The sequence below is a fragment of the Streptomyces sp. NBC_00075 genome, from assembly GCF_045041225.1.
GTDB lineage: Bacteria > Actinomycetota > Actinomycetes > Streptomycetales > Streptomycetaceae > Streptomyces > Streptomyces adonidis.
In genome coordinates this window covers 1,747,063-1,760,271 of the sequence record NZ_CP108243.1, presented here as the reverse complement: position 1 = coordinate 1,760,271, position 13,209 = coordinate 1,747,063, and the positions used below count along the sequence as shown (strand labels likewise).

Below are 13,209 nucleotides of genomic sequence, written 5' to 3'. Positions count from 1 at the left end.
ATCAATCTTTCCGAATGCCTCATAGGCGACTGGCGCTCTGCGTTGGGGTGGGGTACGTACGATCATCGGATCGTGTGCCGTAGTGAAGGAGCCGCCCGTGTTCACCACCCGACCCACGCTCCAGGGCACCTTCGGGATGGTGTCCTCCACGCACTGGCTGGCCTCGCAGTCGGCGATGGCGGTCCTGGAGGACGGCGGCAACGCGTACGACGCCGCCGTCGCCGCAGGCTTCGTCCTGCATGTCGTCGAACCGCACCTCAACGGGCCCGGCGGTGAGGTGCCGATCATCCTCGCCCCGGCCGACGGCGAGGTGCGGGTGCTGTGCGGGCAGGGCGTCGCGCCCGCCGGGGCCACGATCGCGCACTACAGGGGGCTCGGGCTCGACCTCGTACCCGGCACCGGGCCCCTCGCCGCCGCCGTGCCCGGTGCCTTCGACGCCTGGATGCTCCTGCTCCGCGACCACGGCACCAAGCCGCTCGCCGACGTCCTCAAGTACGCCATCGGGTACGCCGAGGACGGGCACGCGCCCGTGGAGAACATCGCCGCGACCGTCGAGACCGTACGGGAACTGTTCGAGACGGAGTGGACCTCGTCCGCGGACGTGTACCTGCCCGGCGGACAGCCGCCCCGGCCCGGCGAGCTGTTCCGCAATCCCGCCCTGGCCGCCACCTGGAAGCGCCTGCTCGCCGAGGTCGCCGGAGCGGGGGACCGTATCGCCCAGATCGAGGCGGCACGGGAGGTGTGGCGCACCGGCTTCATCGCCGAGGCCCTCGTACGGCAGTCCGCGCGGCCCACCATGGACACCAGCGGCAGGCGTCACACCGGCACGCTGACCGCCGGCGACCTCGCCTCCTGGTCCGCGGCCTACGAGGCCCCGGCGACGTACGACTGGCAGGGCTGGACCCTGTGCAAGGCCCGCCCCTGGAGCCAGGGCCCCGCCTTCCTCCAGCAGCTCGCGCTCCTCCCGCCCGAGCTGCCCGAGTACGGGTCCGCCGACTACGTCCACCTGCTGATCGAGGGCTGCAAACTCGCCATGGCGGATCGGGAGGCCTGGTACGGGGACGCGTCCGGCGGGGCCGACGTGCCGCTCGACGAGCTGCTGTCCGACCACTACAACGCCGCCCGGCGGGCCCTTGTCGGCGACAAGGCCTCGTACGAGCTGCGGCCCGGCAGCCCCGGCGGTCGCAGCCCGCAGCTGTGCGCACGCGCGCGCGTGGTGGCCACGGACGAGCCCGGGTCCAGCGCTCTGGGGGCCGGGGAGCCGACGGTCGGGGGCAGTGCGCTCCTGGGCGAGATCGATGTCGCCGCCGACGGCCGTACCCGGGGCGACACCTGCCATCTCGACGTCGTCGACCGCTGGGGCAACATGGTCGCGGCCACGCCCAGCGGCGGCTGGCTCCAGTCCAACCCCGTCGTGCCCGAGCTGGGCTTTCCGCTCGGCACCCGGCTCCAGATGACCTGGCTGGAGGAGGGGCTGCCGGGTTCTCTCGCTCCGGGCCGCCGGCCCCGGACCACCCTCACGCCCTCGGTCGCGCTGCGCGACGGGGTGCCGGTGCTGGCGTTCGGTACGCCCGGTGGGGACCAGCAGGACCAGTGGCAGCTGCACTTCTTCCTCGCGGTCGCCCTGCGCCCGAGGGTGCGTGGCAGCCTGGACCTCCAGGGTGCGATCGACGCCCCGAACTGGCACAACGACAGCTTCCCGAGTTCCTTCTACCCGCGCGGGACGCGCCCCGGGAGCGTCACCGTGGAGGCCCGGATGCCGGGCGAGGTGGTCGAGGAGCTGCGTCGGCGGGGGCACGACGTGACGGTCGGCGGCGGCTGGTCCGAGGGCCGGCTGTGCGCGGTCGCCCGGGACCCGGAGACGGGTCTCCTGTCGGCGGCGGCCAATCCCCGGGGGATGCAGGGGTACGCCGTGGGGCGCTGATGTCCGAATCCGGGTGTTCAGGGCGATTCCACCCCATGTCCACCGGCCGGGCGGGGATTGTCAGTGGCGCATGCTCTCATGGAGACATGATCGGAGACACCGAAACCATCGAAGAGTTTCTCGCACGGCACGCGTCCGACGTCGAGGAAGCGGTCCGCCAGGCGGCGGCCACCGAGATAATGCCGCGTTTTCGTCAACTCGCCGCCCACGAGGTCGACCAGAAGAGCGGCCCGCACGACCTGGTGACGGACGCCGACCGCAAGGCCGAGCTGTATCTCACCGAGGTGCTGCCCAAGCTGCTGCCCGGCTCCGTCGTGGTCGGCGAGGAGGCGGTGCACGCCGACCCCGCCTCGTACGAGGCGATACAGGGCGACGCACCGGTCTGGATCGTCGACCCCGTGGACGGCACCCGCCAGTTCGTCCACGGCGACCCCGGCTTCTGCACCCTCGTCGCGCTCGCTCACCGCGGCGTCGTCCGCGCGTCCTGGACGTTCGCCCCGGCCCGAGACCAGCTCGCCACCGCGATCCGTGGCCAGGGCGCGTTCCTCGACGGCACCCGCCTGTACGCGGGCTCGCCCGAGCCCGGCCGTGACCTCCGGGTGGCCACCTCCCACCCGGACTACACGACGGACGAGCAGAAGCGCGCGCTGCTGGGCCTGTGGACGGACGGCGTGCAGCCGCGCGCGTGCGGCTCGGCGGGCCTGGAGTACCTGGCCATCGCCCGGGGCGAGTTGGACGCCACGGCGTTCTCCTGGGAGGCCGCCTGGGACCACGCCGCGGGCATCCTCCTCGTCGAGGAGGCGGGCGGCGCCCATCTGACCCGCGCGGGCGAACCGTTCCGCATAACCGGCGGCAACGTCCTGCCGTTCACCGCGGCGCGGGACGCGGCCACGGCTGGCCGGGTGGTGGAACTACTGTCGGGCGGAGCCTGATCTGCGGGCGGGCCGAGCTGAACCGCAGGGTGACGACCTCGAACTCGGCCACGGTGCCGACCACCGGCCAGTCGCCGGGGTCGAAGGGCAGCCAGGCGATGTCCACGAAGGCGTCGACCGGCAGGTTGACGTCGACGAACAGACCCGTCCGGCCCGGCCCCCACGGCAGCGCGCACACCATGCCCGTGAGCAGGGAGCCCTCCGGCAGCGGGCCCGTGGTGTAGTGGCTCAGGTGCCGGTGCCGCAGGGCCGTGGACCACGCCCGCTCGAACTCCGAATCCGTCACGTCCACCGCCTCCGGCGGCACCTCCACGGCGCCCTCGGTGAACGCCCCGTACACGGTCTGGTAGAGCTGGACGCCCAGGCGCCCGAACCGCTCGCGCACCAGCGCCAGTTGGGCCTGGGCGGCGGCCATCGAGGCACCGCCCGAGGTGGTGCCGTCGGCGTTCTGCAGGGGCTCGCAGGAGCGCGGGATCGCCAGCCCCGCCTCGAACACCGCCTGCCGCAGCACCCAGCCGTCGTCCTCGACCTCGAACCAGTACCAGGCGGTGTCGTCGGCGTCCTCGCCGGGCGATTGGATGCGGAAACGGCGCGTCATCCGGCCGAGGTTACCCGCGCCGGGCAGTGTCGGTGTCCCGGCATATCCTGATCTCAGGAGGCCGTCGGCTGACGAAGGAGTCCGAAGGTGCCGTCGATGCTCGATGCGGTCGTGGTGGGGGCGGGGCCCAACGGGCTGACGGCTGCCGTGGAGCTGGCCCGGCGCGGCTTCTCCGTGGCCGTCTTCGAGGCACGCGACACCGTCGGCGGCGGCGCCCGCACCGAGGAGCTGACGCTGCCCGGCTTCCGGCACGACCCGTGCTCGGCCGCGCACCCCCTCGGCGTCAACTCCCCGGCGTTCAGGGCGATGCCGCTGGCCAGGTACGGGCTGGAGTGGCTGCACGCCGACCTGCCCATGGCCCACCCCTTCCTGGACGGCACGGCAGCGGTGCTCTCGCGGTCCGTGGCCGAGACGGCGGCCTCCTTCGGACCGCGTGACGCGGGCGCGTACCGCAGGCTGGTCGAGCCGTTCCTCAGCAGGTGGGACACCCTGGCCCACGACTTCATGTCCCTGCCCCTGACCTCGCTGCCCCGCGACCCGGTCACCCTCGCCCGCTTCGGCCTGGCCGGGCTGCCGCCCTCGACCTGGCTGATGCGCCGCTTCCGCGACGAGCGGGCGAAAGCCCTGTTCGCAGGCCTTGTCGGCCATGTCATGGCCCCTCTGGGCGGGGTCGCCACCGGCGCCGTGGGCCTCGTCTTCGCCCTCGCGGCACACGCCCGCGGCTGGCCGGTCGCCCGCGGCGGCTCCCAGTCGATCTCCGACGCGCTCACCGCGTATCTGACCGACCTCGGCGGCACCGTCCACACCGACTACGAGGTCAAGCGGCTGGACGACCTTCCACCCGCACGTGCATACGTCTTCGACACCTCACCCACCGCACTGGCCCGGATCGCGGGCTTCGGCGGCTACTACGAGGGCTACCGCTACGGCGCGGGCGTCTTCAAGGTCGACTACGCGCTGGACGGCCCGGTGCCCTGGACGGCGAAGGAGGCCCGCACGGCGACCACCGTCCAGGTCGCCGCGAACAGCGCCGAGATCGACACCGCCCTGCGCGCCGCCTCCCGCGAGAACCGGGCACCCGACACCCCCTTCCTGATCACCGTGCAGCCGAGCGTCGCCGACCCCTCCCGGGCACCCGAGGGCAAGCAGGTCTTCTGGGCCTACGGCCACGTCCCGAACGGCTGGACGGGCGACCTCACCGACGCCATCGAGCGCCAGCTGGAGCGCTTCGCCCCCGGCTTCCGCGACCGCGTCCTCGCCCGCGCGACCGCGGGCCCGCCCGAACTCGCGGCCCGCAACGCCAACTACGTCGGCGGTGACATCGGCTCCGGCGCGGCCAGCGGCCTCCAGCTGATGCTGCGCCCCAGGCTTTCCCTGTTCCCGTACGCCACCCCGCACCCGGCCGTCTTCATCTGCTCGTCGGCCACCCCGCCGGGCCCGGGCGTGCACGGCATGTCGGGACACAACGCGGCGAAGGCCGTCTGGAGAAGGCTGAGACAGTCATGACCGCCATCACACTCGTCAAGGGCGACATCACCCGACAGAGTGCCGACGCGATCGTCAACGCGGCGAACTCGTCACTCCTGGGCGGGGGAGGAGTCGACGGAGCGATCCACCGCAGAGGCGGCCCCGAGATCCTCGCCGCCTGCCGAGCCCTGCGCGCCGGTCACTACGGCAAGGGCCTGGCCACCGGCAAGGCCGTCGCCACGACCGCGGGCGAACTGGACGCACGCTGGGTGATCCACACGGTAGGACCTGTGTTCGGCGGTGCATCGGAGGACCGCTCGGACCAACTGGCCTCCTGCTACCGGGAGTCCCTGCGCGTCGCCGACGAACTGGGCGCCCGGACGGTCGCGTTCCCCGCCATCTCCACGGGCGTCTACCGCTGGCCGATGGACGACGCGGCACGCATCGCGGTGACGGCGGTACGGGAGGCGGAGACCGCCGTGGAGGAGGTGCGGTTCGTGCTGTTCGACGAGGGGGCGTACGAGGTGTTCGCGGCGCAACTCCGTTGAGAGTAGCGGGGTTTCGTCCTTGTGCCGTTGACGTCAGACGGCCGTGAGGTCCCGGGAGACGTCCATGAGGCGTCGCGTGGTCGACTTGTCGAGATCGATCGGCAGCCGCTGCTCGAAGTCCCCGGGCTTCGGCCAGTACATCGCCGAGGGCCAGTCCTCGCGCAGACAGGCCTCGACGACGTTGTGGGCGCTCTTCTCGACGGAATCGAAGAACAACGGGCCCACGGCCTTGGCCATCGCCCGCATGTACCACGGTGACATCCGCAGGATGTCGGTCTTCGCGGCGCCGGCGTTCACCACCCCGGCGCGCAGCCCCGGTTCGGCACGCGTGAGGTGGGCGGCGTAGTGGTGGTTGGCGAGTTGGACCGCCTCCCTGTCGTGCCGGAAGCTGAACTGCTCGAACGCGGGGAACCTCTCGAACTCCGCCGGTGTGGACGGCGGGATGCTCGCCGTCATCATGACGACACGGGCGTGTTCGGTGCGACGCAGCGCCGGCAGCAGGAGTTGCGTGAGGTGGTAGCGGCTCAGGTAGTTGACCGAGAAGAACGGGTGCAGTCCGTCCGCCGTGCGCAGTTCCTTGAAGGTGAGGACGCCGGTCGAGTGCAGGAGTGCGTCGAGACGGTCGTGCTCGGCGAGGACCCGTCGGGCTGCGTCCCGGACACCGTCGTGCGTCGACAGCTCGACGGAGTGGAACGACGCCCGGTCGGCCGCGTCACCGAAGGACGCGAGCGCCTCCTCGCCCTTGCGCCGGTCGCGGCCGAGGAGGACGACACGGTGACCACGGGCGAGGAACTCACGCGCCGCGCGGAGCCCGATTCCGCTGTTGCCGCCGCTGACGAGGATGGTACGCATGGGATTCCTTCGATGGCTGAGGTGCTGAGGTGCTGAAGCGGCCGGGATCGTGCGTGGGGCGTCAGCGCTTCAGCGCCGCCGCGACCGTGTCGGCGATCGGTGTCGTTCGGCGCCCGATCAACCGCGCCAACTCTCCACTCGTACCCGCGAGTTCACCACTGGCGAAGGACGCGTCCGCGCCCGCCAGGATCGACGCGTACAGCTCGGGCATCCCCGCGCCGACCAGCAGGTCGGTGTACGCCTCGGCGGTGACCGGCGTGTAGACGATCTCCCGGCCGGTCTGGCGGCCCAACTCGGCCGTGAACTCGGGGAAGTTCCAGGCGGTGTCCCCGCCCAGCTCGTACGCCCGGTTCTCGTGGCCCTCGCCGGTGAGCACCGCGACGGCACCGGCCGCGTAGTCGGCGCGAGTGGCGGAGGCGATGCGGCCGTCACCGGCGGCGCGCACCAGGACACCCTGTTCCACCACCGTCGCCAGCCCGTCGACGAAGATCTCGCTGTACCAGTTGTTGCGCAGCAGGACGTACGGCAGACCGGATTCCGCCAGCACCTTCTCCGTACGGCGATGAGCCTCGGTGAGCGGGCTCTCGTGGCCGCCGGCCGCGCTGGTGTACGCGAGCAGCGCCACCGCGGCGGACCCGGCGGCGTCGATCACGACCCGGTGCTGGGCCACGCGGTCCGCGGTCATCTCGCTGCTGGATATCAGCAGCACCCTGTCACCCGCGGTGAAGACGCCCTCGAAGCTCTCGGGAACGTTGTAGTCGGCGATCACGGTCCGCACCCCGAGGGCCTCGAAACGGGCGCCCTTCTCCGCGCTGCGGACCACGGCGGTGATCCGGTCGGCGGGGACCTGCTCCAGCAGGCCCTCGACGACCAGACGGCCGAGATTCCCGGTGGCTCCGGTGACGACAATGCTCATGGTGCGGACAACTCCTCGTGATCGGCTCTGTCGCCAACCCTAGGAGCTGCGGTCACTCTGCGTGAGTACGTACTTTGAAGTACGGTACTGACATGGCTGTTAGCACCACAGCGGGCGGCACGACGGCGGTCGGCCCCAAGGCCCTGTGCCCGCAACGCCTGACCATGGAGCACGTCACCAGCCGCTGGGGCGTCCTCGTGCTCATCCGCCTCCTGGAGCGCCCGCACCGCTTCGCCGAACTGCGCCGCGCCATCGACTCCACCGAGTCCGTCGGTCCGGTGACCGAGAAGATGCTCGCGCAGACCCTGCAGAACCTGGAGCGCGACGGCATCGTCAACCGTGACGTCAAGCCGGTGATCCCGCCCCATGTCGACTACTCCCTCACGGAGTTGGGCCACGAGGCCGCCGAACAGGTCCGCGCCCTGGCGCTCTGGACCAACGAGCGGCTGAGCCAGGTGGAGCGGGCGCGGGAGAGCTACGACGCGGCGAAGGGCCGCGCCTGACCGGACCGTCGGGAGAGCGGCCTGCCGGGAGAGTTACCCGGCGCTTCCGGTCTCGGCGTCGCCGTCCGTGTCGCTGAGGCCCAGCCGCAGATGCTCCACGTGGTAGACCGCCTGGTCGAGAAGCTCGGCGACATGGTGGTCGTGCAGCGCGTACACCACTGAGCGGCCCCGGCGCTCTCCGACGACCAGGCCCAGATTGCGCAGCAGCCGCAGCTGGTGCGAGCACGCGGACTGCTCCATGCCCACCTCGGCCGCCAACTCGGTCGCCGGGAGCGGACCTTCGCGCAGTCGAGCCAGGATCAGCAGGCGGGAGGGCGTCGACAGGGCCTGGAGCGTGGTGGCCACCTTCGCGACATTGTCCGCGTCGAGGCGTACGCGCTCGGCGGCGTCCTGCGCGGTGACGACGGCTCCATGACCCATGGCCGTATCTTACTCATCGCACATGAACGAATGAATGAGTGTTCATGTGTTCCTGTATGGTGCTTCCCGTGTCTGCCACCCTCGCCACGCCCCCACCCCCGTCCACCCCCCACTCGCCGGTCGCCCCTTCATCCACCGCGCCGACCGCACCCCGCCGCCGCACCCGGGTCCTCGCGCTCCCCGAGGCCCGCTGGGCCACGGCGGCCACGGCCCTGTTCCTGCTCGCACTGCCCCTTCAACTGGCCGACGCGCCGGCCTGGACCTGGGGAGCGCTCTACGCGCTCGCGTACGTCACCGGCGGCTGGGAGCCCGGCCGGGAAGGCCTGAAGGCGCTGCGGGAACGGACCCTCGACGTCGACCTGCTGATGATCGTCGCCGCCCTCGGCGCCGCCGCGATCGGCCAGGTGATGGACGGCGCCCTGCTGATCGTCATCTTCGCGACCTCCGGCGCCCTGGAGGCCCTCGCCACCGCCCGCACCGCCGACTCGGTACGCGGCCTCCTCGACCTGGCCCCCGCCAGAGCGACCCGGCTGGACTCCGAAGGCCACGAACTGACCCTCCCCGTCGACGAGTTGACCGTCGGCGACACCATTCTCGTACGCCCCGGAGAACGCGTCGGGGCCGACGGCCGCGTACTGGACGGCGCGAGCGAGGTCGACCAGGCGACGATCACCGGCGAACCGCTGCCCGCTCCGAAGGAGCCCGGCGACGAGGTCTTCGCGGGCACCCTCAACGGCACCGGCGCCCTGCGCGTACGGGTCGAGCGCGACGCCTCCGACTCGGTGATCGCCCGGATCGTACGCCTGGTCGAGGAGGCGTCCGAGACCAAGGCTCCCACCCAGCTGTTCATCGAGAAGGTCGAGCAGCGCTACTCGCTGGGCATGGTCGCCGCGACCCTCGCCGTGTTCGCCGTACCGCTCGTCTTCGGTACGGAACTCACCGACGCCCTGCTGCGCGCCATGACCTTCATGATCGTGGCCTCGCCCTGTGCGGTCGTGCTCGCCACCATGCCGCCGCTGCTCTCGGCGATCGCCAACGCCGGGCGGCACGGCGTGCTGGTCAAGTCGGCGGTGGTGATGGAACGTCTCGGCCAGGTCGACGCCGTCGCCCTCGACAAGACCGGCACCCTCACCGAGGGCACGCCGAGGCTGACGGACGTACGGCCGCTGCCCGGATCGGACCTGGACGCGGACGACCTGCTGGCGCTCGCGGCGGCTGCCGAGCATCCGAGCGAACACCCACTGGCCCGGGCCGTGGTGGAGGCGGCGCGGGAGCGGGGGCTCGTGCTGTCGGTGGCGGAGGACTTCGACTCGACGCCGGGAGTGGGCGTGACGGCTGTCGTGGACGGGTGTGTGGTCGCGGTGGGGGCACCAGGGCGGCTGATGGGCAGTGCGGGGGCGCCGGACGGTTCCGGGGCGTCGGAAGGCTCGGCAACTCGGCTGCTGGTCAAGGAGGTTGAGGCGTTCGGTCGTACGGCCGTCCTCGTCGTCGCCGACAACGTGCCGATCGGAGTCCTCGGTCTCGCCGACCGGCTCCGTCCCGGTGCCGCCGGCACCGTCACCTCGCTCACCGAACTCACCGGTACCGCACCCGTGTTGCTGACCGGCGACAACCCGCGTGCCGCCGCTCGACTGGCCGCCGAGGTCGGGATCGAGGACGTACGGGCCGGGCTGCTTCCCCAGCAGAAGCTGGGCGCGGTAAGGGAGTTGGAGGCCGCCGGGCGCAGGGTCATGGTTGTCGGGGACGGTGTCAACGACGCACCGGCACTGGCCGCCGCCCACATCGGCGTGGCCATGGGGCGGGCGGGTTCCGACCTCGTGCTGGAGACGGCGGACGCGGTGATCGTGCGGGACGAACTCACCACTGTGCCCGCCGTGATCGTCCTCTCGCGGCGGGCCGGACGCCTGGTCGTGCAGAATCTGGTGATCGCCGGGGTGTTCATCGCGGGCCTCGTCGCCTGGGATCTGTTCGGCACGTTGCCGCTTCCGCTCGGCGTCGCGGGTCACGAGGGCTCGACCGTTCTGGTCGGCCTCAATGGGCTGCGGCTGCTGCGGGAGGCTGCGTGGCGGGATGCGGTGAAGCGGTGAAGGTGATCCGGAACGTCCCTGGACACGTCACCTTGATGTCGGATTTCCGCCAGCTCCGCCCCGGCCCATCGCCGATGCTGGACGTATGCGGAACGCGATGCACACCGACACCGAGCACTGCGTACGTGCCGTCCGGTCCAAGGACGCGCGGTTCGACGGCTGGTTCTTCACGGCGGTCCTGACCACCCGGATCTACTGCCGGCCCAGCTGCCCGGTCGTGCCGCCCAAGCCCGAGAACATGACCTTCTACCCGAGTGCGGCGGCCTGCCAGCAGGCGGGCTTCCGGGCCTGCAAGCGGTGCCGCCCGGACACCAGCCCCGGCTCGCCGGAGTGGAACCAGCGGGCCGACCTGGTGGCCCGCGCGATGCGGCTGATCGGCGACGGCATCGTGGACCGCGAGGGCGTCCCGGGCCTCGCCGCCCGCCTCGGCTACAGCACCCGCCAGATCGAACGGCAGCTCCTCGCCGAACTGGGCGCCGGCCCGCTCGCCCTCGCCCGCGCCCAGCGCGCCCAGACCGCACGGCTCCTCGTCGAGACGACCGCGCTGCCCATGGCGGAGATCGCCTTCGCGGCGGGCTTCGCCTCGATCCGTACCTTCAACGACACCGTCCGCGAGGTCTTCGCCCTCTCCCCGAGCGAACTCCGCGCCCGCCTCCCGAAGACCCGCACGCAGACAACCGGCGGGAGTACGGCCGTCGGCACCCCGGCCGCCCTGAACCTCCGCCTCCCCTTCCGTGCCCCGCTCAACCCCGACAACCTCTTCGGCCACCTCGCCGCGACCGCCGTACCCGGTGTGGAGGAGTGGCGTGACGGCGCCTACCGCCGGACCCTGCGTCTCCCGTACGGACACGGCATCGTCGCCCTCACCCCGAGGCCCGACCACATCGCGTGCCGCCTCACCCTCAGCGACCTGCGCGACCTGCCCGTCGCCATCAGCCGCTGCCGCCGGATGCTCGACCTGGACGCCGATCCGGTCGCGGTGGACGAGCAGTTGCGTATGGATCCGGTGCTGGCGCCGCTCGTCGCGAAGGCCCCGGGGCGACGCGTCCCGCGCACGGTCGACGAGGCGGAGTTCGCCGTACGGGCGGTGCTCGGCCAGCAGGTCTCGACGGCCGCCGCCCGTACCCACGCGGCCCGTCTCGTCACGGCGTACGGCGACCCGGTCGACGATCCGGAGGGCGGCCTGACCCACCTCTTCCCGACGCCACAGGCGCTGGCCGCTCTGGACCCCGAGTCCCTGGCCATGCCCCGCACCCGCCGGACCACCTTCACGACACTCGTCGCCCAACTCGCGGACGGGACGCTCCACTTGGGCGTTGAGAGCGACTGGCCGGAGGCTCGCGCCCGGCTCCTCGCCCTCCCCGGCTTCGGCCCCTGGACGGTCGACGTCATCGCGATGCGTGCCCTCGGCGACCCGGACGCGTTTCTCCCCACGGACCTCGGAATCCGGCGCGCGGCCCAGGAGTTGGGCCTCCCGTCGACACCCGCCGCACTGACGGCACGCGCGGCGGCCTGGCGGCCGTGGCGGGCGTACGCGGTCCAGTACCTGTGGGCGACGGACAGCCACCCCATCAACTTCCTGCCGGTATAACGACGTTGAGGAACCCCAGGGAATCCCCATGAACATGAAGCAGCACACAGTCATCGACAGCCCGTACGGCCCCCTCACCCTCGTCGCCGACGACGGAGTCCTCAGCGGTCTCTACATGGTCGACCAGCGTCACCGCCCGCCCGAGGAGAACTTCGGCGCCCGCGACGACACCCCGTTCGGGGAGACGATCGACCAGCTGAAGGCCTATTTCGAGGGCGAGTTGAAGGAGTTCACACTGCGACTCCGGCTGTCGGGAACGGAGTTCCAGCGCAGCGTGTGGGAGCAGCTGTGCCGTATCCCGTACGGCGAGACCCGCTCGTACGGCGAACTCGCCGACGCCCTCGGCAATCCGAAGGCCTCCCGCGCCGTGGGCCTCGCCAACGGCAAGAACCCGGTCGGCATCATCGTGCCCTGCCACCGGGTGGTCGGCGCGGACGGCAGTCTCACGGGGTACGGGGGCGGGCTGGAGCGCAAGCAGCGGCTGCTGGACTTCGAACGGGGGTCGGCACTCTTCTGATCTTGTGATCAACGAGGCGGCGGGCAGCGTGACTTGTGCGGCTCTGGGGGAGGTGGGTGTGCGGTCCCGCGTGCCTAGACCGCTGACTCCCGCAGTTCACGCAGCAGTTGGGGCAGCGCCGTGCCGATCGGCTCCCGGACGATTTCGTCGGCCCGGTCGTCGTACGGGGTCGGCTCGGCGTTGACGATGACGAGGCGGGCGCCGTGGTCGGCGGCCACACCGGCGAGGCCGGCGGCGGGCTGGACCTGGAGGCTCGTCCCGACGGCGATGAACACCTGGCAGGCCTTGGTGATGGCGAGGGCGTCGCCGAGGACGACCGGGTCGAGCCGCTGACCGAACATGACGGTCGCCGACTTGAGGATTCCGCCGCAGGTGAGACAGGCGGGGTCGTCCTCCCCGGCGTCGACCCGGGCGAGGGCGTCCTCCATCGGCCCGCGCGCATGACACTCGGTGCACACGAACTCCCGTGCGGTGCCGTGCAGTTCGAGCACCTTGCGAGCCGGCAACCCGGCGAGCTGGTGCAGCCCGTCGACGTTCTGCGTGATCACCCGCACAGGCACCCCGGCCCGCTCCAGCTCGGCCACGGCCAGGTGCGCGGCGTTGGGCTCGGCCTGAAGGGTCCGGTTCTGGCGCCGCAGTTGCCAGGAGCGGCGCCGGATCTCGGGATCGCCCATGTAGTACTCGTACGTCACGAGCTTCTCGGCCTCGGGATCACGCCGCCACAGGCCGTTGGGGCCGCGATAGTCGGGGATGCCGGAGTCGGTCGAGATTCCGGCGCCGCTGAGGACGGCGACGAGGGGCTTGGTCATGGTGCCGAGGGTAGGTCGCGGGGGTCGGGGCGGCGACCGGTTAAC

Annotated in this window: 13 protein-coding genes; 8 read left to right on the top strand and 5 right to left on the bottom strand. The window is 71.8% G+C overall.

Going from position 1 to position 13,209, the window contains the following annotated elements:
• Positions 1 to 97 precede the first annotated feature (97 nt).
• Complete coding sequence (locus OG787_RS07560) at positions 98 to 1,924, top strand: gamma-glutamyltransferase family protein (RefSeq protein ID WP_405534636.1); 1,827 nt, start codon at positions 98 to 100, stop codon at positions 1,922 to 1,924.
• A gap of 86 nt (positions 1,925 to 2,010) precedes the next feature.
• On the top strand, positions 2,011 to 2,856 hold the full coding sequence (locus OG787_RS07555) for an inositol monophosphatase (RefSeq protein WP_369031336.1): 846 nt from the start codon (positions 2,011 to 2,013) through the stop codon (positions 2,854 to 2,856).
• Here OG787_RS07555 and OG787_RS07550 read toward each other — a convergent pair.
• Entirely contained in the window at positions 2,792 to 3,454 is a 663-nt protein-coding gene (locus OG787_RS07550) for a hypothetical protein (protein WP_369031335.1), read from the bottom strand. The two genes, OG787_RS07555 and OG787_RS07550, sit on opposite strands and share 65 nt — an antisense overlap.
• A gap of 96 nt (positions 3,455 to 3,550) precedes the next feature.
• Between OG787_RS07550 and OG787_RS07545 the strand changes: the two genes are divergently transcribed.
• Complete coding sequence (locus tag OG787_RS07545) at positions 3,551 to 4,960, top strand: phytoene desaturase family protein (RefSeq protein ID WP_369031334.1); 1,410 nt, start codon at positions 3,551 to 3,553, stop codon at positions 4,958 to 4,960.
• Positions 4,957 to 5,469, top strand: a complete 513-nt coding sequence (locus tag OG787_RS07540; protein ID WP_405534635.1) for an O-acetyl-ADP-ribose deacetylase — start codon at positions 4,957 to 4,959, stop codon at positions 5,467 to 5,469. Before OG787_RS07545 ends, OG787_RS07540 begins: the two co-directional genes overlap by 4 nt.
• A 33-nt stretch (positions 5,470 to 5,502) precedes the next feature.
• On the opposite strand, the gene OG787_RS07535 is transcribed toward OG787_RS07540, so the two are convergent.
• Complete coding sequence (locus OG787_RS07535) at positions 5,503 to 6,321, bottom strand: SDR family NAD(P)-dependent oxidoreductase (RefSeq protein WP_405534634.1); 819 nt, start codon at positions 6,319 to 6,321, stop codon at positions 5,503 to 5,505.
• A gap of 61 nt (positions 6,322 to 6,382) precedes the next feature.
• Positions 6,383 to 7,237, bottom strand: a complete 855-nt coding sequence (locus tag OG787_RS07530; RefSeq protein ID WP_369031332.1) for an SDR family oxidoreductase — start codon at positions 7,235 to 7,237, stop codon at positions 6,383 to 6,385.
• Positions 7,238 to 7,329: 92 nt separating this feature from the next.
• On the opposite strand from OG787_RS07530, the gene OG787_RS07525 reads away from it, so the two are divergent.
• Positions 7,330 to 7,740: a winged helix-turn-helix transcriptional regulator gene (locus OG787_RS07525; RefSeq protein WP_405534633.1), complete on the top strand. Its 411-nt coding sequence runs from the start codon at positions 7,330 to 7,332 to the stop codon at positions 7,738 to 7,740.
• 33 nt (positions 7,741 to 7,773) lie between these two features.
• On the opposite strand, the gene OG787_RS07520 is transcribed toward OG787_RS07525, so the two are convergent.
• Complete coding sequence (locus OG787_RS07520; RefSeq protein WP_369031330.1) at positions 7,774 to 8,160, bottom strand: ArsR/SmtB family transcription factor; 387 nt, start codon at positions 8,158 to 8,160, stop codon at positions 7,774 to 7,776.
• A 56-nt stretch (positions 8,161 to 8,216) separates the two neighbouring features.
• Here OG787_RS07520 and OG787_RS07515 point away from each other — a divergent pair, with 56 nt between their 5' ends.
• The 3 genes from OG787_RS07515 (at position 8,217) to OG787_RS07505 (ending at position 12,355) form a co-directional block, all read left to right on the top strand.
• Positions 8,217 to 10,247: a heavy metal translocating P-type ATPase gene (locus tag OG787_RS07515; protein WP_405534632.1), complete on the top strand. Its 2,031-nt coding sequence runs from the start codon at positions 8,217 to 8,219 to the stop codon at positions 10,245 to 10,247.
• Between the two features lie 97 nt (positions 10,248 to 10,344).
• Positions 10,345 to 11,838 carry an AlkA N-terminal domain-containing protein gene (locus tag OG787_RS07510; RefSeq protein WP_405540442.1) on the top strand — a complete coding sequence of 498 codons (1,494 nt, stop codon included), beginning with the start codon at positions 10,345 to 10,347 and terminating at the stop codon, positions 11,836 to 11,838.
• 34 nt (positions 11,839 to 11,872) lie between these two features.
• Positions 11,873 to 12,355 carry a methylated-DNA--[protein]-cysteine S-methyltransferase gene (locus OG787_RS07505; protein ID WP_405534631.1) on the top strand — a complete coding sequence of 161 codons (483 nt, stop codon included), beginning with the start codon at positions 11,873 to 11,875 and terminating at the stop codon, positions 12,353 to 12,355.
• A 74-nt stretch (positions 12,356 to 12,429) separates the two neighbouring features.
• Here OG787_RS07505 and OG787_RS07500 read toward each other — a convergent pair whose 3' ends face one another.
• Positions 12,430 to 13,164 carry an SIR2 family NAD-dependent protein deacylase gene (locus OG787_RS07500; protein WP_405534630.1) on the bottom strand — a complete coding sequence of 245 codons (735 nt, stop codon included), beginning with the start codon at positions 13,162 to 13,164 and terminating at the stop codon, positions 12,430 to 12,432.
• Between the last annotated feature and the right edge of the window lie 45 nt (positions 13,165 to 13,209).